Annotated in this window: 18 protein-coding genes and 1 other RNA gene; 9 read left to right on the top strand and 10 right to left on the bottom strand. The window is 62.5% G+C overall.

Annotated elements, in window-relative coordinates; translation table 11 throughout:
- Positions 1-17: 17 nt before the first annotated feature.
- From pheA to gyrA, 4 genes are all read right to left on the bottom strand, one after another.
- Positions 18-1,100, bottom strand: a complete 1,083-nt coding sequence (pheA, locus tag B0G83_RS13740) for a prephenate dehydratase (RefSeq protein WP_105507943.1) — start codon at positions 1,098-1,100, stop codon at positions 18-20.
- Between the two features lie 68 nt (positions 1,101-1,168).
- Positions 1,169-2,251, bottom strand: a complete 1,083-nt coding sequence (gene serC / locus B0G83_RS13745; protein ID WP_105507944.1) for a 3-phosphoserine/phosphohydroxythreonine transaminase — start codon at positions 2,249-2,251, stop codon at positions 1,169-1,171.
- Positions 2,252-2,558: 307 nt separating this feature from the next.
- Positions 2,559-3,161: a DUF2059 domain-containing protein gene (locus tag B0G83_RS13750; protein WP_054037403.1), complete on the bottom strand. Its 603-nt coding sequence runs from the start codon at positions 3,159-3,161 to the stop codon at positions 2,559-2,561.
- A 122-nt stretch (positions 3,162-3,283) separates the two neighbouring features.
- Complete coding sequence (gyrA, locus tag B0G83_RS13755) at positions 3,284-5,920, bottom strand: DNA gyrase subunit A (RefSeq protein WP_105507945.1); 2,637 nt, start codon at positions 5,918-5,920, stop codon at positions 3,284-3,286.
- A 475-nt stretch (positions 5,921-6,395) separates the two neighbouring features.
- Here gyrA and ompA point away from each other — a divergent pair, with 475 nt between their 5' ends.
- The 4 genes from ompA to ssrA all read left to right on the top strand — a co-directional run bounded on the left by ompA (position 6,396) and on the right by ssrA (position 9,176).
- The gene (ompA, locus tag B0G83_RS13760; RefSeq protein WP_007180879.1) at positions 6,396-7,043 is read left to right on the top strand and encodes an outer membrane protein OmpA; all 648 of its coding nucleotides are present in this window, start codon (positions 6,396-6,398) and stop codon (positions 7,041-7,043) included.
- Between the two features lie 195 nt (positions 7,044-7,238).
- The gene (gene ubiG / locus B0G83_RS13765; protein ID WP_105507946.1) at positions 7,239-7,937 is read left to right on the top strand and encodes a bifunctional 2-polyprenyl-6-hydroxyphenol methylase/3-demethylubiquinol 3-O-methyltransferase UbiG; all 699 of its coding nucleotides are present in this window, start codon (positions 7,239-7,241) and stop codon (positions 7,935-7,937) included.
- Positions 7,938-7,968: 31 nt separating this feature from the next.
- Positions 7,969-8,682: a phosphoglycolate phosphatase gene (gph, locus tag B0G83_RS13770; RefSeq protein ID WP_105507947.1), complete on the top strand. Its 714-nt coding sequence runs from the start codon at positions 7,969-7,971 to the stop codon at positions 8,680-8,682.
- Positions 8,683-8,806: 124 nt separating this feature from the next.
- Positions 8,807-9,176: a transfer-messenger RNA gene (ssrA, locus tag B0G83_RS13775) on the top strand.
- A gap of 127 nt (positions 9,177-9,303) precedes the next feature.
- Here ssrA and B0G83_RS13780 read toward each other — a convergent pair.
- The 4 genes from B0G83_RS13780 to B0G83_RS13795 form a co-directional block, all read right to left on the bottom strand.
- Positions 9,304-10,848 (bottom strand): TolC family outer membrane protein, encoded by a 1,545-nt coding sequence (locus B0G83_RS13780; protein ID WP_105507948.1) that lies wholly within the window; start codon positions 10,846-10,848, stop codon positions 9,304-9,306.
- Positions 10,841-12,943, bottom strand: a complete 2,103-nt coding sequence (locus B0G83_RS13785) for a peptidase domain-containing ABC transporter (RefSeq protein ID WP_105507949.1) — start codon at positions 12,941-12,943, stop codon at positions 10,841-10,843. The genes B0G83_RS13780 and B0G83_RS13785 overlap by 8 nt, the downstream gene beginning before the upstream one ends.
- A gap of 2 nt (positions 12,944-12,945) precedes the next feature.
- The gene (locus B0G83_RS13790) at positions 12,946-14,139 is read right to left on the bottom strand and encodes an HlyD family secretion protein (protein ID WP_105507950.1); all 1,194 of its coding nucleotides are present in this window, start codon (positions 14,137-14,139) and stop codon (positions 12,946-12,948) included.
- A gap of 70 nt (positions 14,140-14,209) precedes the next feature.
- The gene (locus B0G83_RS13795) at positions 14,210-15,319 is read right to left on the bottom strand and encodes a hypothetical protein (protein ID WP_308701444.1); all 1,110 of its coding nucleotides are present in this window, start codon (positions 15,317-15,319) and stop codon (positions 14,210-14,212) included.
- Positions 15,320-15,858: 539 nt separating this feature from the next.
- On the opposite strand from B0G83_RS13795, the gene B0G83_RS13800 reads away from it, so the two are divergent.
- Positions 15,859-16,227: a hypothetical protein gene (locus B0G83_RS13800; protein WP_105508110.1), complete on the top strand. Its 369-nt coding sequence runs from the start codon at positions 15,859-15,861 to the stop codon at positions 16,225-16,227.
- A 102-nt stretch (positions 16,228-16,329) separates the two neighbouring features.
- Here B0G83_RS13800 and B0G83_RS13805 read toward each other — a convergent pair whose 3' ends face one another.
- Complete coding sequence (locus tag B0G83_RS13805) at positions 16,330-16,596, bottom strand: hypothetical protein (protein ID WP_105507951.1); 267 nt, start codon at positions 16,594-16,596, stop codon at positions 16,330-16,332.
- Positions 16,597-16,705: 109 nt separating this feature from the next.
- Positions 16,706-17,782 (bottom strand): substrate-binding domain-containing protein, encoded by a 1,077-nt coding sequence (locus B0G83_RS13810; RefSeq protein WP_105507952.1) that lies wholly within the window; start codon positions 17,780-17,782, stop codon positions 16,706-16,708.
- Between the two features lie 135 nt (positions 17,783-17,917).
- Between B0G83_RS13810 and B0G83_RS13815 the strand changes: the two genes are divergently transcribed.
- From B0G83_RS13815 to B0G83_RS13830, 4 genes are read left to right on the top strand one after another with little or no spacing between them, the layout of a single operon-like run.
- The gene (locus tag B0G83_RS13815) at positions 17,918-18,403 is read left to right on the top strand and encodes an NAD(P)H-dependent oxidoreductase subunit E (RefSeq protein ID WP_105507953.1); all 486 of its coding nucleotides are present in this window, start codon (positions 17,918-17,920) and stop codon (positions 18,401-18,403) included.
- Complete coding sequence (locus B0G83_RS13820) at positions 18,400-19,977, top strand: NADH-quinone oxidoreductase subunit NuoF (protein ID WP_105507954.1); 1,578 nt, start codon at positions 18,400-18,402, stop codon at positions 19,975-19,977. The genes B0G83_RS13815 and B0G83_RS13820 overlap by 4 nt, the downstream gene beginning before the upstream one ends.
- A 15-nt stretch (positions 19,978-19,992) precedes the next feature.
- Complete coding sequence (gene fdhF, locus B0G83_RS13825) at positions 19,993-22,950, top strand: formate dehydrogenase subunit alpha (RefSeq protein ID WP_105507955.1); 2,958 nt, start codon at positions 19,993-19,995, stop codon at positions 22,948-22,950.
- 8 nt (positions 22,951-22,958) lie between these two features.
- The gene (locus tag B0G83_RS13830) at positions 22,959-23,204 is read left to right on the top strand and encodes a formate dehydrogenase subunit delta (RefSeq protein WP_105507956.1); all 246 of its coding nucleotides are present in this window, start codon (positions 22,959-22,961) and stop codon (positions 23,202-23,204) included.

Below are 23,204 nucleotides of genomic sequence, written 5' to 3' on the forward strand. Positions count from 1 at the left end.
TGTCAGCCTGCACGCCATTAACGCGCGCGCGGATACGAGCCTAGAATCTTCAGAAACGCGGCCTTTTCGCCGAGTTCGGTGAGCGCGGCAGCCACGGCCGGATCGTCGCGATGACCTTCGACGTCGATGTAGAAGTAGTACTCCCACGTACCGACGCGCGCCGGACGCGATTCGAACCGGGTCATGGACACGCTATGGCGTGCCAGCGGTTCCAGCAGCTTGACCATTGCGCCGGGCTCGTTCACCACCGACACGATCAGCGACGTCTGGTCGTACCCGCTCGGGCCGCCGGGCTGCTTGCCAATCATCACGAAGCGCGTGCGATTGTGCGGATCGTCCTGAATCAACGCGTAGGCGACTTGCAAACCGTAGTGAGTCGCCGCGCGATCGCCGGCGATCGCCGCGACGGTCGGATCGGCCGCCGCCATGCGCGCCGCTTCGGCGTTGCTCGACACGGCCTGGCGCTCCAGATGCGGTGCATTCGTCGACAACCAGCGCTGGCATTGCGCAAGCGCCTGTGCATGCGCGCAGACGCGCGTGACGCCGGTCAAGCCGCCGTTCAGCGACAGCAGATTGTGATGAATCGGCAAAGCCAGTTCACCGCCGATCGTAAGTTGCGTTTGCAGCAGCAGATCGAGCGTGCGCGAGACCGCGCCTTCGGTCGAGTTCTCGACCGGCACGACGCCGAATTCGGCGGCGCCGGCTTCGACGGAGCGAAATACCTCGTCGATCGACGGGCACGGCAGGCCTTCGATCGACTGACCGAAGTACTCGTGCATGGCCTGCTCGCTGTACGTGCCGACCGGCCCGAGGTACGCGGCCTTGATGGTCTTTTCGAGCGCGCGGCTCGCGGCCATGATCTCGCGCCAGATCGCGCTGATGTGTTCGCTCGCGAGCGGCCCGTCGCTCATGTCCTGCAGACGCGCGATCACCTGCTGCTCGCGCTCGGGGCGGAACACCGGCGCGTTGAAATGCTTCTTGACTTCACCCACTTCGAGCGCCACCGCGGCACGCTGATTGAGAAGTGCGATCAGTTGCGCGTCGAGCGCGTCGATGCGTTCGCGAAGGGGTTTGAGTCGGGTATTGAGTTCGTCGTCCATGCGTGAAAACGGCCCTGCCGGGTAGCTGCTGGAAAGGATGCGCGCGCCTGCTGCTCAATGCTGCTCGCTCAGGCGCTACGCTGTTCGAATTCCTTCATGTATTCGACAAGCGCTTTGACGCCTTCGAGCGGGACGGCGTTATAAATCGACGCCCGCATGCCGCCGACGGACTTGTGGCCCTTTAGCTGCACCATTCCCCGGGCTTTCGCACCGGCCAGGAAATCTTCGTTGCGCGACTCGTCGGCGAGGAAGAACGGTATGTTCATCCGCGAGCGCGAGCCACGCTCGACCTTGTTCAGATAGAAGCTGCTGGCGTCGATCGTGTCGTATAACAGCTTCGACTTTTCGAGGTTGCGCGCTTCCATTTCAACGAGACCGCCCTGCTTCTTCAACCACTTGAACACCAGCCCGGCGATATAGATCGCGTACGTGGGCGGCGTGTTGTACATCGAATTGTTTTCGGCGACGGTCTTCCATTCGAACGCCGACGGGCAAATCGACAGCGCGCGATCCAGCATGTCTTCACGCACGATCACCACCGTCACGCCCGCCATACCGATATTCTTCTGCGCGCCACCGAACAGCACGCCGTATTTGGCGATGTCCATGGGGCGCGACAAAATATGCGACGACGCGTCGGCCACTAGCGGAATATCGCCGAGGTCCGGAATCTCGAACGTTTCGACGCCGTGAATCGTCTCGTTCGTGCACAAATGCACGTAAGCCGGATCGTCCGACAACTGCCATTCCGAACTCGCGGGCGAACGCGTGAAACCGTCCGCCGTCTGACCGCTCGCGGCGACGTGCACGGCGCCGTATTTCTGCGCTTCCTTGAACGACTTCTGCGACCACGAACCGGTCACGATGAAATCCGCACGCGGTTTCGCGGCGAGCAGGTTCATCGGAATAATCGCGTTCTCGCCGAGACCGCCGCCCTGCAGAAACAGAATGCGATGGCTGGCCGGCACGTCGAGCAGGTCGCGCAGATCGACGAGCGCTTCCTCGTGGATCGACATGAATTCCTTGCCGCGATGGCTCATTTCCATCACGCTCATGCCACTGCCTTGCCAATCGAGCATCTCGTCGGCTGCCTGACGCAGCACTTCTTCGGGCATGGCCGCGGGGCCGGCGGAGAAATTAAAGACGCGCATCGTGAAATCCTGGAAGCAGGCGCGAAAAAGAAGGATCGCGCAAATTCGGCGAATTGGCCGCCGTGAAGGTAGCCACTGTGAAGCGGGCCGCGCGGTGCAGATCGCATCGCTTCGACAACGCAAACAGGCCAGGCGAATTTGCCCGCCGTATCGCGCTGAAAAAAATAATGGCCGTTTGCGCGTGTGCGCAAACGGCCATTATCGCATTGTCACCGTCAAGCCGCCAAACCCGGCGCGCCCTGGAACCTATGGGACGCGCCTGAGAAAGCGGCTAGCGCGGCATCAGCGCAGCCTTTCGACCTGGGACTTACTTGGCCGGCTTGACCGAAGCGACTTCCTTGTCTGCCTGGTCACGCGTTGCCTTGATCGATTGCGGCATGTACTTTTGCATCAGGCCATTCACGACGTCGCGGCCAACCTGGTCTTGCACCTGGATGAACTTGCGGCCAGTCGGGCTCTTGTAGAACGCGGTCAGATCCTTGATTTCCGACGTGCTGTAGTACTTCGCGTAAGCGTCGTACTGAGCTTGCATTGCGTCCTGACGGAACGAGTCCGTTGCGAACACTTGACCTGCGCCGTCAACCAGCTTCGGCACTGCATTCTTTTGCAGCGTCGGGACGGAAGCCTGCTTCTGCTTGTCCGTCATCGTCTTGTTTTCGCTCAGAGCGTCCGACAGGATGGCCGGAACCAGCTGCTTGGCTTGCATCTGGGCGCTGTTGCCGATCGCGCCGACGAGCTTCTGTGCGTCGATTGCGTCCAGCAGATCCTTGATGGCAGCCTGCTTGGCCGGATCAACCGGTGCCGCGGCAGCAGCCGGAGCCGCCGGAGCCGGGCTCTGAAGCGCTTGAGCCATAGCAAAGGTCGGCACGAGGGCAGCCAGCAACATCAGTTGTTTGAATCGTTTTTGCATCATTACTCCCTAAGAGAAATTAATTTGAACTGCGCGCTGCGCGGGATACGCATCGGCCCGATACGCCATGATTCCCTGCGCAGCTTTCAACCAATCACTGAGACTGAAACCGCCAATGCGGATCAGGCCGCACCACCTTCGTCACTGCCGTTTTCACCTTCGGCCGGACCTTCGGTGTCGCCTTCCGCATCGCCCTCAGCTTCCGCCTCAGCAACCTGTTGCAGACCTGAAAGCTTGGTCCCTTCGTCAAGGCTGATGAGTGTAACACCTTGGGTTGCACGGCCCATTTCGCGGATTTCCGACACGCGCGTGCGAATCAGCACACCCGTATTCGTGATCAGCATGATCTGCGCTTCCTGATCGACCAGCGTTGCGGCGACCACACGGCCGTTACGCTCCGACGTCTGAATCGCGATCATGCCCTTCGTGCCGCGCCCGTGGCGGGTGTACTCGATGATAGGCGTGCGCTTGCCAAAACCGTTTTCCGTAGCGGTGAGCACTGACTGCTGCTCGTCGCCGGCCACCAGCAACGCGATCACGTTCTGGCCGTCTTCGAGCTGCATGCCGCGCACGCCGCGCGCCTCACGGCCCATCGGGCGGACGTCGTTCTCGTCGAAGCGAACCGCCTTGCCCGAATCCGAGAACAGCATCACGTCGTGCTGGCCGTCTGTGATCGCGGCGCCGATCAGGTAATCGCCGTCATCCAGACCGACCGCAATAATACCTTTGCGCAGCACGCGGCCAAAGGCTTCCAGCGGCGTCTTTTTTACCGTTCCTAACGCGGTGCCCATGAACACGAATTTGTCGGCCGAGAATTCCTTGACCGGCAAGACAACCGTAATCTTTTCGCCTTCCTGCAGCGGGAAGATATTCACGATCGGACGGCCACGCGAATTCCGCGAACCTTGCGGCACTTCGTAGACCTTCACGCTGTAGACGCGACCGCGATTCGAGAAGCACAGAATGTGGTCGTGCGTGTTCGCGATGAACAGCGTGTCGATCCAGTCGTCTTCTTTCATAGCCGTGGCCTGCTTGCCACGGCCACCGCGCTTCTGCGCGCTGTATTCGGACAACGGCTGCGACTTCACATAACCGGCGTGCGACATGGTCACGACCATTTCCTGCGGCGTGATCAGGTCTTCGGTGTTCAGCTCGGTCGCGTTCATCTCGATCTTCGAGCGGCGCGCGTCACCGAATTCGGCTTTGATCGACGTCAGTTCGTCGACGATGATCGCCGTAATGCGCTCCGGGCGAGCCAGAATGTCCAGCAGGTCGGCGATTTGGGCCATCACTTCGCGGTACTCGCCGATGATCTTGTCTTGCTCGAGACCCGTCAGGCGCTGCAGACGCATCTGCAGAATTTCCTGAGCCTGGGTGTCGGACAGACGGTAGAGGCCGTCGGACTGCATACCGAACGCAGGATTCAAGCCATCAGGACGGTAGGCTTCACGGCCGCCCGCCGACGCGTTTTCCGACTCGGCGCGCGACAACATTTCGCGCACCAGCGACGAATCCCACGGACGCGCCATCAATTCCTGCTTGGCGATCGGCGGAGTCGGCGCACCCTTGATGAGCGCGATGAATTCGTCGATGTTGGCGAGCGCCACCGCCAGACCTTCGAGCACGTGACCGCGTTCGCGCGCCTTGCGCAGCTCGTATACAGTGCGCCGCGTCAACACTTCCCGGCGATGCGACAGGAAGCACGACAGCATTTCCTTCAGGTTCAGCAGTTTCGGCTGGCCGTCGACCAGCGCGACCATGTTCATGCCGAAGGTGTCCTGAAGCTGGGTCGCCTTGTACAGATTGTTGAGCACGACTTCCGGCACTTCACCGCGCTTGAGCTCGATCACGACACGCATGCCGCTCTTGTCGGACTCGTCGCGGATATCGGAAATGCCTTCGAGCTTCTTCTCGTTGACCAGTTCGGCGATGCGCTCCAGAAGTGAGCGCTTGTTCACCTGGTACGGCAATTCGTCGACGATGATCGCCATGCGCTGACCGCGATCGATTTCCTCGAAGTGCGTCAGCGCGCGCATCAGCACGCGGCCACGACCGGTGCGATAACCGTCGCGCACGCCGGCCACGCCGTAGATGATGCCGGCGGTCGGGAAATCGGGCGCCGGGATGATCTCGATCAGTTCGTCGATCGTGGCTTCCGGGTTTTTAAGCAGATGCTGGCACGCGTCGACGACCTCGTTGAGGTTGTGCGGCGGAATGTTGGTCGCCATGCCGACCGCGATCCCGGATGAGCCATTGATCAGCAGATTGGGAATGCGCGCAGGCAGAATGGCCGGTTCGTTCTCACTGCCGTCGTAGTTCGGCGTGAAGTCGACCGTTTCCTTGTCGATGTCGGCCAGCAGTTCGTGGCCGATCTTCGCCATGCGGATTTCGGTGTATCGCATCGCGGCGGCGTTGTCGCCGTCGACGGAACCGAAGTTGCCCTGGCCGTCCACCAGCATGTAGCGCAGCGAGAAATTCTGCGCCATCCGGACGATGGTGTCGTAAACAGCCGTGTCGCCGTGCGGGTGGTACTTACCGATGACGTCGCCGACAATACGCGCCGACTTCTTGTAAGCCCGGTTCCAGTCGTTGTTCAGTTCGTGCATCGCGTACAGCACGCGCCGGTGTACCGGCTTCAGGCCATCGCGAACATCGGGAAGCGCACGCCCCACGATCACGCTCATCGCGTAATCGAGATACGAACGGCGCATTTCCTCCTCTAGGGAGATTGGCAGAGTCTCTTTGGCGAATTGATCCATTATCCGTATCTTTTACGTGCCAAGGCGACGGGTAAACGACGCCTTGGCGTAAGCATTGCAGGCGCAACGCATCACGCGATTCTAACATGCCGCGAATCCGCTCCCGACTCGGGTACGTATACCTATTAGAGGGTGCCCGGAGAGCGTGTCCCGATGCCCCACTTTTGCGCCGGTCAGGCTCGATTCGTGCGTGGGGCAATCCGCCGCTCAGCCATGACTGGCGGAGCCTCCAGCGGATTGCTTCTGTTGCGCATGCACCACAATTGAGGGGCGATTTGATTGGGGGCAGATTTTTTTATCGTGGGAAGGGAACGATATGGCAAAATGCCAACGCACAAAGAGTTAGACACTGCTCGAAGTCTACACAGCACGTTTTTTGTTCTACACCGATGTTATACTTCGAGCAATGTATGACTTGTCTTCGTCAACAGGCTCGCAGTAAACCTGCGGTAATCTCAATTTCGAGAGGAGAAATATGAATAAACTTTCAAAGCTCGCGTTCATTGCAGCTACCGCAGTTATGGCTGCATCCGCCATGGCGCAATCGGTGCCGGCGTCGCGACAAGCTACGAATGACAACTGGGTGAATGGTACCGGCGAATACGTGTGGATGAACGGCACGAACGAACTTTGCTGGCGCGATGCATTCTGGACGCCGGCAACGGCCAACGCAAAGTGCGATGGCGCCCTGGTTGCCCAGGCTCCGACCCCGCCGGCTCCGGTCGCACCTGCACCGGCTATCACGAGCCAAAAGATTACGTATCAAGCTGACGCACTGTTCGACTTCGACAAAGCAATCCTGAAGCCGGGCGGTAAGGAAAAGCTGGACGATCTCGCATCGAAGATCGGCGCGCTGAACCTGGAAGTCGTCGTTGCAACGGGTTACACGGACCGTATCGGTTCGGACAAGTACAACGATCGTCTGTCGCTGCGTCGCGCTCAAGCTGTCAAGGCATACCTGGTCAGCAAGGGCATCGAATCCAACCGTATCTATACGGAAGGCAAGGGCAAGCGCAACCCGGTCACGACCGGTTGCAACCAGAAGAACCGCAAGCAACTTATCGCCTGCCTCGCACCGGATCGTCGCGTGGAAGTCGAAGTTGTCGGTACTTCGAAGCAGTAAGCTACAAATTACCGCAGTATCAAAGCCCCGCTTCGGCGGGGCTTTTTTTATGCCCCGCTTTTGCCGCTGCACGGCGTGCTGATACCGCTTGCGCCCCAGAACGGCGCGGCATTTTGCCGCCCTGTCCCTCGACCTATATACTCAGGGTTTATCCTCGAGCGCCCGCTCACCGCTCTCATCGAGGCAGCTTCCGCTATGACCAACGCCGATCCCCACGAACTGCAGAAATTCAGCGACCTTGCGCATCGTTGGTGGGACCCGAATGCGGAATTCAAGCCGCTGCACGAACTCAATCCCATTCGTCTGAGCTGGATCGACGCTCACGCCCATCTCGCGGGCAAGAAGGTGCTGGATATTGGCTGCGGCGGCGGGATTCTGTCGGAGTCCATGGCTAGCCTAGGCGCGCACGTCAAAGGTATCGACCTGTCGCACCAGGCGCTCGGCGTAGCCGACCTGCACAGTCTTGAAAGCGGCGTCACAGTCGACTACGAAGAAATCGCCGCCGAGGCGCTCGCCGCCCGCGAACCCGGCACGTACGACGTGGTGACCTGTATGGAAATGCTCGAGCACGTGCCGCAGCCGTCCGCCATTGTCGAGGCCTGCAAGACACTGGTGAAACCCGGTGGCTGGGTGTTCTTTTCCACGCTCAACCGCAACGTGAAGTCGTACCTGTTCGCCGTGATCGGCGCCGAGTACATCGCGCGCATGCTGCCCAAGGGCACGCACGACTACGCACGCTTCATTCGCCCGTCGGAATTGGCGAGTTTCGTGCGCGCGGCCGAGCTGCGCACGGCCGACATCAAAGGTATCGTCTACAACCCGCTCAGCAAGCACTTCGCGCTGTCCGCCGACACGAGCGTGAACTACATGCTCGCCTGCCGCCGCGACGTCTGACGCGCCACGACCTCCGGACCCGAACCCATCAATGAGCGATCCCACGCCCCTGCCCCAACGCGAAGACAACGACGATGCCTTGGGTCTTTGCCATGCCGTTCTCTTCGATCTGGACGGCACGCTAGCCGACACGGCGCCCGATCTCGCGGCCGCCGTCAACAAGATGCGCCACGATCGGGGACTCGAGATGGTGCCGCTCGAAGATCTGCGGCCGCTCGCCTCCGCCGGCGCACGCGGGTTGATTGGCGGTGCATTCGGTATCGGTCCCGACAGCCACGAATTCGCGTCGATGCGTGAAGAATTCCTCGCCAACTACGAGGCGGATTTGTGCATCGAAACCACGCTGTTTCCGGGCATTCCCGAGATGCTGGACGACCTCGATGCCCGTGGCGTGCGCTGGGGCATCGTCACGAACAAGGTTGCCCGGCTCACTGAGCCGCTGATCGCTCAGCTCGGTCTGGAAGAGCGCGCCGGCTGCGTCGTCAGCGGCGACACGACACCCCATTCGAAGCCCCACCCCGCGCCGTTGCTGCATGCCGCGCGTGAGCTGGACGTGGTGCCGGAGCGCATCGTCTACGTCGGCGACGATCTGCGCGACGTGCAGGCAGGCTTCGCCGCCGGCATGAAAACGATCGCCGCCGCCTACGGCTACTGCGGCAACGACATTCCGCCAACGCAATGGCACGCGCAACACGTCGTTCAGTCGCCGACGGAACTGCAAAAGCTACTGCGTGATATTGGTTGAGTCGCAAGGCCTCGGCAGAACGGAAGCAGCGCACCACCGCTTTCGCTCCACCAATGAGTCAGGACGCCGCCGCCAATCTATTGTAAAATCTACGTTGGTTCAGATGTTTTGAGCAACGAACCGCGGGGGCGACCTGGTTTCGACAGGGGTTGCGAAGCGGCTAGGGCATGTCGAGGACCCGTCACCTCGTTAATCAATGGGAAAAACGTAACTGCAAACGACGAAACGTTCGCACTGGCAGCCTAAGGGCCGCCGTCCTCTGCCTAGTTCACTGACGGGCTAGAGTCGCAAGACCGGTAGCAATACCGACAGAGGTCATATACGTCAGTTAAGCCTTGGTGGTGTCACGACATCCGGGTCGAAAATCTAGTGAATCGCCTTAGCGCAGCGTGTTCGTCCGCGTCGCTCGGGTTAAATCAAACGACAGAACTAAACATGTAGAACTAGTCGTAGAGTGCTTCTGGACGCGGGTTCGATTCCCGCCGCCTCCACCAGACATCGTGCCCACCTCACTGGTGGCGCGCTTTATAAAAAACCCCGACAGCGTCGAGCTCTCGGGGTTTTTTGTTGCCGGCGTTCGGCGAGCGTATCCGTACAGCCGCGCTACCTCGCGCTATATGTTTACCTCTCCACTAGCGTCGAGGCGCGCCAGGCGTGGAGTGCGTTCACCGCAGCCGAGGCCGGACCCGAAGACGACCCGTCAGCGCCACGTTCGGGCATGGCCTGAACCACCGGCGCAGCGCTGCTGGGCGGCTGCACGGGCGAGACGATTGCAGCCCTGTTCGCCATTGCGTTTGCAGGAGATTCACTCGCGAGCCCATCCACGGCGACGCCCACCACGCCACCACCCGCCCCCATCAGCAACCCATTCACCCGCCCCACCTCATCGAAATCCAGCGCTGCCGTCGCGGCCTTAAGCTGCAGCAGCGCAACGATCGTTGCGTAGCGCGCGCGGATCCCATCCCGTCGATTCGCATACAACGCATCCGACGCGCGCAGCACATCCGCGCTGGTCCGGCTGCCGACCTTATAACCCACCTGCGTCGCGTCGAGTGCCGCGCGCGAGGTCCGCGTCAAGCGCGTCAGCGAATCGACCCGCACCACGCCAGCGCGAAAGCGCGACCAGTTCTCGCGCGCCGTCGCGCCCGCGACGCGTTGCGCCGCCACCAGTTCGTCCTGCGCCTTGTCTTCCAGCGCGAGTTTTTCGTCGACGATGGCCGTGGTCTCGCCGCCCTCGAACAGCGGAATCGTGATCGACAACATCGCGGTCGTAGTCGTGGTCGGGCGAGAGTAGCCGGATGCAGCGCCCGCTGGGGTATGCGTCGCCGACAGGTTCACGACCGGCAGATGTCTCGCCCGCGCCTTCTCGACCTCCAGCTCAGCGAGGCGGCGGTCAATCTGCTTCAACTGCACCGCGAAGTCATGAGCTTCGGCCTGCGTGGCCCAATTCTCGCCGTCCACGGGATCCAACCTCGGCATCACCGCACTGTCCGACAGCCGTGACAACGCAGCAAACGGCTGCCCCGTAAGTTGTTCCAGAGCAAGCCGCTTGAGCTGCAAATCGCTACGCGCGTCCTGCTGCTGCAACCGAGCCTGCTCGCGCGCCGCTTCGGCCTCCCGCAGGTCGATTACGGTCGCCTCGCCGGCCGCCTGCCTACGGCGTAACAGATCGAAATGCAGATCGAGCGCCGCTGCGTAGTCGTTGGCGCGTGTCAGTTCGTCTTCAGCGGCAAGCTCGTCGAAGTACGCGCGCACCGCCTGCACGATCGCCGACTGCTGCGCGTTCGCCACCTCCACCACGCCGCGTGCCGCGATCACGTCAGCCTGCTTGTAGACCGTCCAGCGGCTCCAGTCGAAGACCGGCTGCGTCAGCGTGACGCTCCAGCCGTTCTGCCAGTAGGTGTCGCGCGGAAAACCGTCCATCGCGGTACTGTTATACGCGCGTCCCCAGCCGCCCGCGACTTGCGGCAAGAACCCGGCGCGCGCCTTGGGCAGTGCCTGCTGAGCCGCTTTCGAACCCGCGCGGAATGCCGCCAGATTCGCGTCGTGGTCGGTCGCCTGCTCGACCACCGTCGACAGATCGACCGCCGCGGCCGGGCTCACCAGCGCGACGCAAGCGAGCGCGATCAGCCCGAGCCAGCCCGGCACGGCGGTGCGCTTAGCCATGAATCACCGCGCCGGGGCGCGCCTCGCACACCAACTCGCCTTCGATCAACCGGTAACGCGTGTCGAACGCCGCCGCGAGCGACATGTCATGCGTAATCACCACGACCGTTCGCTCGATGCGCTGCAGCAACGCCACGATCTGTCGCACCGACGCCGGATCGAGATTCGACGTCGGCTCGTCGAGCAACAGCAGTTCACGTGACGGATACAACGCGCGCGCCAGCAGCAGACGCTGCCGCTGGCCGGCGGAAATATTCGCGATCGTGTCGCTGATCACCGTGCGCGTGCGCATCGGCAAACGCATCACGTCGGGCAGCAGGCCGACGTCGTCGAGCAAGGCGTGAATGCGGGCTTCGTCCGCGTTGCCGGCGAACAGCGACACGTTGTCCGCAATCGAGCCATGCAGGATCAGATCGCCCTGACGCATATGCACGGCGTGACGACGGATTTCGTCGACGGTGAGATTCGGCCACGCAATGCCGTTCAGCTTGATCTCGCCATCCTGAAGCGGTTCGGCTGCGGCGAGCAGCTTGAAAAGCGTGGACTTGCCGCTGCCCGACGAACCGGTGATCACGATCTTGTCGCCGCGGTGAATGACGAGATTCGCGCGCGTGAGCACCGGTTGATCCGACACGCCGTAGCGGAATGTGACGTCGCGCACGTCGATGCGCTCGAAGCTGCGCACCTCGACGGTTTTGTGCGTGTCGGCGGACGGCGTGTAGCGCTCCGCTTCGCAGTCGACGATGTCACCGACCCGCGCCGCCGGCACGCTCAGCATGAAATATTCGAAGGCCGCGTTGATCGAACGCGCAAAGCGCTCCGACAGCAGGGACTTGTAGATCAGAAACGAATAGAACACGCCCACCGAAATCACGCCGCCCAGCATCAGACGCGCCGCGAACCACGTAATCGCGATCATGTCGGCATAATTGACCAGCTTCAGGATCGCGTCGCGTGCGCTGCCGAGCCGGCTGTTTTGCACGAGCGCCGCGATATACGCGCGGTATCTGGCCATGAAGATCGCGGTGCGCCGCGTCTCGCCCTGCGACAGCTTGATCAACGACGCGCCGCGTATCGTTTCGATCAGCGTGTCGTCGCAACGGGCCGACTCTTCCAGCACAAGGGCATGGGTATCGCGCATGCGCGCGAACAGCGCGAACGACACGGCAACGTAGACCGTGAAAACCAGCAGCGCGATCACGGTGAGTTGCCGGCTCTGCACCAGCATCAGCGCGAGCGCCAGCATGCCGACCACCAGGTCGATGCACAGCGCGATCGTTGTGCGTGTCGTGTAGGTGCTGATTTCGTCCTGCGCCTTCACGCGCGCGAACAGATCGCCGACATGCCGCTTCTCGAAGTACGGAATCGGATTGCGCAGCAGCTTCAACAGCAGCCCCTCGGTCATGCTCATCTGCACGAAGCCGTGCAGCAGTCCGACGAGATACGTTTCCACGTAATGGCTCAACGCACCTGCGACGAAAATGCCCGAGAACGTCAGCACGAGCACGTTGAGCAGATTGAGGTTGTCGGCGGCGACCACGTCGTCGAGCACCAGATTGCCGAGATACGGCATGGCGAGGATCGCGAACTGGCTGCCGAGCGCCACGAACATCACCTTGGCGATCTGCGCCCTGAGTTGCGGATTCAGCGCGCGCACACGGGCGATCGCGGCAGGCACTCGGGACTTGTCGCGGATGCGCGGCATGAGCGGCGTCGCCGCGCATTCGAGCAGGTAGCCGGACACGTTGGCCACGAAGGTATCCATCGAAATGCGCCGACGTCCGCTGGCCGGATCGATCACTTGCACGTAGCCACGCCCGCACTTCTCGAACACCACGAAATGCGCGCCGCCGAAATGCAGGATCGAACCACGTTTTACGCGCGGCAGATCGCCGGCGTCGAACCGGTAGGCCTGCACGGCGAGACCGAATTCGACGGCGACGTCGTAGAGGTCCATGAGCGTCAGGCCGTTGGCCGAAACCGGCCGGAACGCCTGCAATTCGCGCACCTCGGTTGCCCGCCCAAGATGCGACAGCACCATGGCGAGACACGCATAACCGCACTCGGCGACTTCGTTCTGATAGATCGCTCGCATGGTCAGCCTCGTAGCACGCGGAACAGCGGTGCAAGTACCCATTCGGCGATGGTGCGGCGCTCGATCACGATGCTCGCCGTCGCGGCCATGCCGGGCAGGATGTCGAAGCGTTGCCGCTCGAAGTGGAACTGGTCGCCGCTCAGCGTGGCCCACGCCATGTAGTCGCTGTCCGGCCCTGGCGACTTCGACGCGGCGCCCCGCGAGATCGCCGAGCGCACGGTCGTGCGCGAAATCGAATCGATGCGCGCTTCATAGGTGCCGAATTTCGCGTACGGAAACGCGTCGAACTTCAGCCGCACGATCTGCCCTTCGCGGACGAAGCCACGTCGGCGCGAAGGGATGCGCAGCGCCGCGCGCAAACTGCCCTTTTCGCCGGTCGAGATGACGAGCGCGACGTCGTCCGGTGCAAGCGTTCGACCCGGAACCAGTCCTGAAAAAGTGACCACGCCGGCCTTGGGCGCTGAAATCGTTGCGTCCTGGCGGGTTTGTTCGAAGCGCACGCGAATGTCCTGCAGATCGCGGGCGTGGCGCGCCGCCAGTTCGTTGAGCTGGGCGGCGAGGCCCGTTTGTGTGCCGACCGCCGCGCCGAGTTCCGCGCCCAGTTGCTGGCGACGTGCGCCGCTCTGCGCCAGCGCGACCTTCGCCTGGTGCGTGTCCGCCCTCGCCTGCTCGACCCGGTCGGCGGTGATGTAGTCGACCACCGATTCGAGCCGCGTCAATTTGCGGCGGGCTTCGTCCGATAGCGCGCGGTCTTGCGCCAGTTGCTCGCCCAGCGCCGCGATTTCCGCGCGCCGGCTTTGCACGGCGACGCGCGCGGCGTCCAGTTGCGCGGACAGATCCGCCTTGCGTTGCTCGTATTGGGCTTCGCTCGCGCGGATCTGTTCGTCGCGCATCTGTTCGTCGAACGCCGGGCGTTGCTGACCGTCGCTCGCCAGCGAGAGATCGCGATCGAGCCGGAACAGCGCGGCCCCCTGCGCGACGTGCGCGGACGGCTCGACGTAGATCTCGGAAACGAGTCCGGTCACCCCCTGAATCTTGACCTCGGCGGGCGAGACGATTTCCGCCCGCACGTCCTGTTTCAGTTCGACGTCGTGGAAGAACGCGAATACGGTCGCGATCGCCACGACGGACGAAGTCGCATAGGCAATCCAGCGCCACGAGACGTCCCTGAACTGCGGGAGATTGATAGGTTCCATAGCCTCATTGCCGCCGGACACCGCCCGGCGCTGTGTCGATCCGCCTGGCTACGGCGCCGTGCGGACGGGTCTAACGAACTGGCGCGAACGCGTACATCGACGGATGTCCGGCGACTAGCCAGTCTGAATAGTTGTGGGTTACCGCCGATTCGATGCAACGCGCAAGCTGCTGCACGGCGTCAGGGGCGGCAAGGGGTAGCGGATCGAACAACTCCGCGCTGAAGCGCCCGCGGTCGAAACGCAAATAAAAGGGCAAAAGGACGGCACCGAATGGCGCGCCAAGCCGGAAAACGCCGTTGTGAATCCGCGCATTACGTCCGAACAGGGAAACGCCGACGGTTTCCATCGGATAGCGATGCAACGCGAATGGCGGTACATCGGCAAACAACACCACAACCCCGCTGCGCTTCAACGCACGCGCGACGCGCAGGCCGAGTCCGTTGCGGTCGTCTTCGCCATAGGTGTAGAGCACGTTGACGCCGGGGATGAGTGCGTGGTCATTGCCATACATGTCGCGCGGCACACCGGACACGACCGCAATCGACTCGAGCCCGAGCAGCGCGCGCAATTCGTCGATGACGTAAATGTTTGCGTATTGCGACACGTAGTGAAACGGCGACACGATGACAGGACGCCCTGGCTCGTCGGCCTGAAGCTGGCGGATTTTCCCGGCTAGTGCTGCGGCGACGCGCTGCAGGTCGGGCCACGCTTCGCTACCGCGCGATAGGCGCCCAAAATATATGCGTTGATCGATCAGCTTCTCGCGCAAATGCGCGGCGGCGACACGACTCTTTTCAAGCGGCGCAAGTTGCAGCACATCTCGCCCGATCTCCAGGCGCGCGATGCCCTGCCAACGCTTGCGCGCACTGACGAGACCCTGAACTTTGCACACAAGCGCAGCACACGGCTCAATGACCGAAGGCGGCAAGCGAGCAATCGATGCGCCCCACGCGCTGCGCCACGCATACGCCATCTTGCTGCGTAGCAAAGTCAGCAGGATCGACGTGGCGCGCTTCCATTCCATCTTCAACTCCACGCCCCTATCGCGGCACTGGGGCGCCCCCTCAGGAAACGCCCCAGTGCGTTCTACGCGTTTACGAGCGCGTGTTAGCCGGAACCGGCGTGCTCTTTGCCGACGACTGGGTGGGCTGCGAGCTGCACTTGCAGCAACCGCCTGCAACAGCGGATTTAGCCAAGTCGTTACGATTGATTTTTTGCATTTGAGACACCTTTTAAATAATTCAACAAATTAAATTAGCCCACGATAACCACTGAATTCGTGAAGCGAATAAAATCTTATCAGCGCGTTTTTTTGATAGAAGACTCTTTGCTCTATTTTACAATTCTGCCCCATCTCAACCCGCTCACTGATTTGCGCTGCCCACCGCCCGCAAGTACGGCGTTGTCGCTCGAAAGAGCGACATTATTTCCGTCTCGATATAACCGGAGCGCAATCTTCAATCACGGAAAAATAAAATCATCAAAGAAAACCGCAACATTGAAATTTCCGAAAAAACATTAGAAAAATTCATAATATTTATCCAAATTAAAAAATCCCCCTCAAAACCAGACCTTCAAAAAGATCGCAACGTCGTAGAGTCGGGAATAAACCCTCACTCCGATCCGTTTAAGACTCGCACGCACGCAAACCGGCAGCGCGGGCATAACCCTCGCTGCACAAACTCAAAACCGTACGTTGTCAAACCAGGAGATCACATGATGCGCAAGACACTCTTCGGCGTCGCCCTCGTCGGCTTCTTCGCCTTGCAGCAGAGCGCTTTCGCCGAGGCGCCCAAAACAGTCGACGGCCGCTTCGTCAACGCCGACGGCATGACGCTCTACACCTTCGACAAAGACACCACGCCCGGCGTCAGCGCCTGCACCGGCGGTTGCATGAGTTACTGGCCGGCGGCGCTGGCCGGTTCAATGGATAAGCCGGCGGGCGACTGGACGCTGATCCCCTCGGCGGACGGCAAACAGCAGTGGGCCTACAAAGGCCATCCGCTGTACCGCTACGCGGCCGACAAACAGGCCGGCGATGAAAAGGGAAATGGTTTCAAGGACATGTGGCACACCGCGAAGCCTTGAATGGCCGCTGCGCGATAAGCGCCCCGCGTATCACGCGCGCACCAACGAAAAACGCCGGCATCGAGCCGGCGTTTTACGACAAACGGAAGAGTACCGCTCGCGTTACTCGTCTTTAGGACACTGCAAGTTACAGCCGTTCGGATCGCCGTTGTCGCCGCGCTTGCGCATGGCCGACTTCTTGTTCGACTGATACTTGTCCGACGGCGCCGATGCGGCGAACGGCATTTGCGGATGCTCGGCGAGACGGAACTGGTCCTGCAGGATACCGCCCGGCACGCCGGGCGAATTCTGTGCGAACGCGACCGGAGCGGTGGCGAGAACCATACCGGTTGCAGCGACTGCAACCCATGCGTGAAGAAGAGCTTTCATAGCGATTGAGCGCGACGACTCGCGCGATTGAGGCGAAAACGGAAGCTTAGAGCGTATCGCAAACCGGCGCCATCCGCAGCGCCGAACCCACGTAGACGGTTACGGCTGCTTACGCCGACACGCCCAGCCCCGCTTCGAGGTCGACCAGCGTGCCGCATTCCTGCGGATCGTAGCCTTCGAGTTGATCGACGCTATGCCGAAACGCGGCGCCGCGCAGCAGGTCGATCACCGTCGCGAGCGGCGCGCGTTCCAGACGGCTGCGGTCGCAGGCGAAGTAATAGTCTTCGTCGACGATCGGAATGAAATCGAGCCCGAAGTGATGCGCCGCCGGCTCCACGCCGAACCCCACATCCGCCATGCCGCTCGCCACGAAGGCCGCGATCGCCGAATGCGTCAGTTCGGTCGACGCATAGCCATTCACCCGGTCGGGATCGACACCGACCTTGCGCAGCGCGAGATCGAGCAGCATGCGCGTGCCCGAGCCCGGCTGACGGTTGACGAAGCGGATGTCGTCGCGCGCGAGATCGCCAAGACCGCCGACGCCGCGCGGATTGCCCTTGCCGAGAAAGAGCCCCTGTTTGCGCCGGGTCAGATGCACCAGCACATGGCGTTGCGGATCGAGCCAGCGCCGATAGGTGTCGGCGCAAGCCGCGCGAAACTCGCCGCGCGGCAAATGGAAGCCGGCCAGATCGCACTCACCGCGCGCCAGTGCGCTGACGGCGTCGGCGCTGTCACGGTATTTGATGTCGACCGGCAGATCGTGCGCGACCAGCGACGTGACCAGCGCCGCCACCGCGTAACCATGCGACGCGTAAATGCGCACGTCGTCGGCGGGTGGCGCAAGCCAGCGGTTCAGATCGCTCGCCACTTCGCTGGCCAGCGCCTGCATGTTGCCGTCGAGCCGCTCGCCGCATAGACGCTGCGCGCGCAGCACGGCCTGGCCGAGTTCGGACAGCACCGAGCCACGGCCGCGCTCCTTCGCAATCAGCGGACCGCCGAGACGCTCTTCGATGCTGCGCAGCAGGCCCCACGCATGACGGTAGGACAAACCCTTAAGCGTGGCCGCCTGCGCGATGCTGCCGGATTCGTCCACCAGCGCGAGCAGCGGCACGACGTCCGACAGGCTGGCCTCGCGGCCGTCCGCCCCCTTCACCACCAGCTCCGCCTGGCACTCGATTCTGATCATATATGCTCAACTCTTTCCTATTGCACAGGCTGTTTCACCCGCCTATTGTTCGGCTATCCCATATCGAATAAACAAAGCATAAGTGCACGCTTTATGAATGACAAGTGCATATATGACTTTTGGAGGAGCCCCCACTTGGACGATTCCCTCGCCGTCGCGCCGGATCAACTCGTGCAGCGTCACGCGCGTCCTGGCATGTCGCTGCTCGCGGTGCTGCACGCGATTCAGGACGAACTCGGCTACGTGCCGCCGGCCACGGTCGCGCCGCTCGCACGGGCCATGAATCTGTCGCGCGCCGAGGTGCACGGCGTCATCACCTACTACCACCACTTCCGCACGCAAGCGCCCGCGCCGGTCACGGTGCAACTGTGCCGCGCCGAAGCCTGCCGCAGCATGGGCACCGAAGCGCTCGCGCAGCATATCGAAGCGCGCACCGGTTGCCGCTTCGACGCCGAACACGAGCCTCATGCCACGGTGGAACTGGAATCGGTGTATTGCCTCGGTCAATGCGCGCTGTCGCCGGCGCTGATGCTCAACGGCACCTTGCACGCGAAAGTCACGCCGCACAAATTCGACGCGATTCTCGCCGCCGCCGAAAAATGCGTGGAGGTGACGGCATGACGCGCATTTACGTTCCCTGCGATTCGTCGGCCCTGGCGCTTGGCGCCGATGCATTGGCTCAAGCAATCGCCGCCGAAGCCGCACGCCGTGGCATCGAAATCGAACTGATTCGCAACGGTTCGCGCGGCCTGCTGTGGCTGGAGCCGCTGATCGAAGTCGCGACGGCCGAGGGCCGCGTCGGCTACGCGAATGTCGAACTTGACGACGTCGCCGCTTTGTTCGACGCCGCCTTCCTGCAAGGCGGCGAACACGCGCGTCGCGTTGGCGTCGTCGATGAAATTCCGTATCTGAAGAAGCAGCAACGCCTTACCTTCGCGCGCATCGGCATCACCGATCCGCTTTCCATTGACGACTACGTCGCCCACGGCGGTCTCGACGGGCTGCGTGCCGCCCTGCAAACCGACGGCGACGCCGCCTGCGAAGCGCTGATCGAATCCGGCCTGCGCGGTCGCGGCGGCGCGGCATTCCCGGCCGGGATCAAATGGCGCACGGTACGTGGCGCGAAAGCGGCGCAGAAGTACGTCGTCTGCAATGCGGACGAAGGCGACTCCGGCACGTTCTCCGATCGCCTGGTGATGGAAAGCGACCCGTACATGCTGATCGAAGGGATGATCATCGCGGGCGTCGTGACGGGCGCAACGGTCGGCTATATCTACGTGCGCAGCGAGTATCCGCATTCGATCGCGACCCTCGAAGCGGCCATCGCGAAAGCGCGCGCCGCCGGCTGGCTCGGCGACAGTGTGCTCGGCTCGGCGGCGCATCGTTTCGAACTGTTCGTCGCAAAGGGGGCCGGCGCCTATGTTTGCGGCGAGGAAACCGCGCTGCTCGAATCGCTCGAAGGCAAACGCGGCATCGTCCGCGCGAAGCCGCCGGTGCCGGCGCTGGTCGGTCTGTACGGTCAGCCGACCGTGATCAACAACGTCATCACGCTAGCCACCGTGCCGCTGATCTTCGCGCGCGGCGCGGCGTTCTACAAAGACTTCGGCATGGGCCGTTCGCGCGGCACGCTGCCGTTCCAACTGGCCGGCAACGTGAAGCAAGGCGGTCTCGTCGAACTGGCGTTCGGCGTGACGCTGCGCGAATTGCTGGTCGACTACGGCGGCGGCACGGCCAGCGGCCGGCCGGCGCGCGCGGTGCAGGTAGGCGGCCCGCTCGGCACTTATCTGCCGGAAAGCCAGTGGGACATTCCGATGGACTACGAGGCTTACGCGGCGGTCGGCGCGGTGGTCGGCCACGGCGGTCTGGTCGTACATGACGACACGTCGAATCTCGCCGAACTCGCGCAATACGCCATGCACTTCTGTGCGCTCGAATCGTGCGGCAAGTGCACGCCGTGCCGGATCGGCTCGACGCGCGGCGTCGAAGTGATCGGCCGGATCCGCAACGGCGATACGTCCACCCGTCAGGTGCAACTGCTGCGCGATCTGTGCGACACGATGGTGTCCGGCTCGCTGTGCGCGATGGGCGGCATGACGCCGTTCCCGGTGCTGTCCGCGCTCGATCATTTCCCCGAAGACTTCGGTCTCGCCGGCGCGTCCGCGAACGTGCCGCATCACGCGCCCAAAGCGGCCTGACCCAGGAGCTCAACCATGTCCGACGTGCTCAACTCCCCTGCCGGCGGCTGCGGCTCCGGCAACTGCGCGTGCAAGTCGCAGGCGCAACAGAAAACGCAAGGCCGCGCGCCCCGCTCGCCCTTCGACGACACCGACTACGGCACGCCCGAACGTCATGCCGATGTCGATATCACGCTGGATATCGACGGCCAGAGCGTGACGGTGCCGGCCGGCACCTCGGTGATGCGCGCCGCCGTCGAAGCCGGCGTGAACGTGCCGAAACTGTGCGCCACCGATTCGCTCGAACCGTTCGGCTCGTGCCGCCTGTGTCTGGTCGAGATCGAAGGCAAGCGCGGCTATCCGGCGTCGTGTACCACGCCCGTCGAAGCCGGCATGAAAGTGCGCACGCAGACCGACCGTCTGCAATCTCTGCGCCGAAACGTGATGGAGCTGTACATCTCCGATCACCCGCTCGACTGCCTCACCTGCCCCGCCAACGGCGACTGCGAACTGCAGGACATGGCGGGCGTGACGGGCTTGCGCGAAGTGCGCTACGGCTTCGACGGCGCGAACCATCTGAAGGACAAGAAGGACGAGTCGAATCCGTATTTCACCTACGACGCGTCGAAGTGCATCGTCTGCAATCGCTGCGTGCGCGCGTGCGAGGAAACGCAAGGCACGTTCGCGCTGACCATCGCGGGACGCGGCTTCGAGTCGCGCGTGGCGGCGAGCGAAAACCAGCCGTTCATGGAATCGGAGTGCGTGTCGTGCGGCGCGTGCGTCGCCGCGTGCCCGACCGCGACGCTGCAGGAAAAGTCGGTGATCATGCTCGGGCAGGCCGAGCATTCAGTCGTCACCACCTGCGCGTATTGCGGCGTCGGCTGCTCGTTCAAGGCGGAGATGAAGGGCAACCAGGTCGTGCGGATGGTGCCGCACAAGAACGGCCAGGCCAACGAAGGTCATGCCTGCGTGAAAGGCCGCTTTGCATGGGGGTATGCAACGCACAAGGACCGCATCACCAAACCAATGATTCGCGCGAAGATCACCGACCCGTGGCGCGAAGTCAGCTGGGAAGAAGCGCTGGGTTACGCGGCGTCGGAATTCCGCCGGATTCAGGCGCGGCACGGCCGCGATTCGATCGGCGGGATTACCTCGTCGCGTTGCACGAACGAAGAGACCTATCTGGTGCAGAAGCTGGTGCGCGCCGCGTTCGGCAACAACAACGTCGATACCTGCGCACGCGTGTGCCATTCGCCGACCGGTTACGGCCTGAAGGCAACGCTCGGCGAATCGGCGGGCACGCAGACCTTTGCCTCGGTCGATAAAGCCGACGTCATCATGGTGATCGGCGCGAATCCGACCGACGGCCACCCGGTGTTCGGCTCGCGGCTGAAGCGTCGCGTGCGGGAAGGCGCGAAACTGATCGTGGTCGATCCGCGGCGAATCGATATCGTCGACACCCCGCATGTGAAGGCTTCGCATCATCTGCAATTGCGGCCGGGCACCAATGTGGCCGTGGTGAACGCGCTGGCGCATGTGATCGTGACCGAGGGCCTGTTCAACGCAGACTTCGTGGCCGAGCGCTGCGACACACGTGCATTCGAACAGTGGCGCGATTTCGTCTCACTGCCCGAGAACGCGCCGGAAGCAACCGAAGCGTTGAGCGGCGTGCCGGCTCAATCCCTGCGCGAAGCCGCGCGCATCTATGCGACCGGCGGCAATGCCGCGATCTATTACGGTCTCGGCGTCACCGAGCACGCGCAAGGCTCGACGATGGTGATGGGCATCGCCAATCTCGCGATGGTCACGGGCAACATCGGCCGCGAAGGGGTCGGCGTGAATCCGCTGCGCGGCCAGAACAACGTGCAGGGCTCGTGCGACATGGGCTCGTTCCCGCATGAGTTGCCGGGCTATCGGCATATCAGCGATACGGTGACGCGCACGCTGTTCGAGCAGGCGTGGAATGTCACGCTGCAGCCCGAACCGGGCCTGCGGATTCCGAACATGTTCGACGCCGCCGTGCACGGCACCTTCAAGGGTCTGTACTGCCAGGGCGAAGACATCGTGCAGTCGGATCCGAACACGCACCATGTGGCGGCAGCGCTGTCGTCGATGGAATGCATCGTCGTGCAGGACATTTTCCTCAACGAGACCGCGAAATACGCGCATGTGCTGCTGCCGGGTTCGTCGTTCCTCGAAAAGGACGGCACCTTCACCAACGCGGAGCGCCGTATCTCGCGCGTGCGCAAGGTGATGCCGCCGGTGCCGGGCTACGCCGACTGGGAAGTCACGGTGCTGCTCGCGCGCGCGCTCGGCTATGAGATGGATTACACGCACCCGTCGCAGATCATGGACGAGATCGCACGTCTCACGCCGACGTTCCATGGCGTGTCGTATAAGAAGCTCGACGAACTCGGCAGCATTCAATGGCCGTGCAACGAGAACGCACCCGAAGGTACGCCGACCATGCACATCGATACATTCGTGCGCGGCAAGGGCAAGTTCGTGATTACGAAGTTCATCGCCACGCCGGAAAAGGTCACGCGCAAATTCCCGTTGCTGCTGACCACCGGGCGGATTCTGTCGCAGTACAACGTCGGCGCGCAAACGCGCCGCACCGAGAACTCGCGCTGGCACGACGAGGACCGGCTGGAAATCCATCCGCACGACGCCGAGGAACGCGGCATCAAGATGGACGACTGGGTCGGGATCGAATCGCGCGCGGGACAAACCGTGTTGCGCGCGAAGGTGACCGAGCGGATGCAACCGGGCGTCGTCTACACGACGTTCCACTTTCCCGAATCGGGCGCGAACGTGATTACCACCGACAGTTCCGACTGGGCCACCAACTGCCCGGAATACAAGGTGACCGCGGTGCAGGTGATGCCGGTCGAACAGCCCTCGCAATGGCAGAAAGACTATTCGCGCTTCAATACCGAACAGCTCGATCTGCTGAAGCAACGCGAGTTGGCCAACACCACCTCGGGCAAGTGAGGCGAGCCATGGACAATCAGAATCTGATCGACATGGCGAACCGGATCGGCGACTTCTTCGATTCGATGCCGGACCGCGAAGAAGCCTTGGGCGGGATCGCCGATCATATCCACCGCTTCTGGGAGCCGCGTATGCGGCGCGCGTTGCTGGCGTCGCTCGATGAGGAGCCGGCAGCGGGCGGCGTCGAGATGTCGGCGATCGTCAGGGAAGCGCTGGTCAAACATCGCGAGCCATTGACGCCCGCCGCGGTTTAA

The organism is Paraburkholderia sp. BL21I4N1 (assembly GCF_002973525.1).
Classification (GTDB): Bacteria; Pseudomonadota; Gammaproteobacteria; order Burkholderiales; family Burkholderiaceae; genus Paraburkholderia.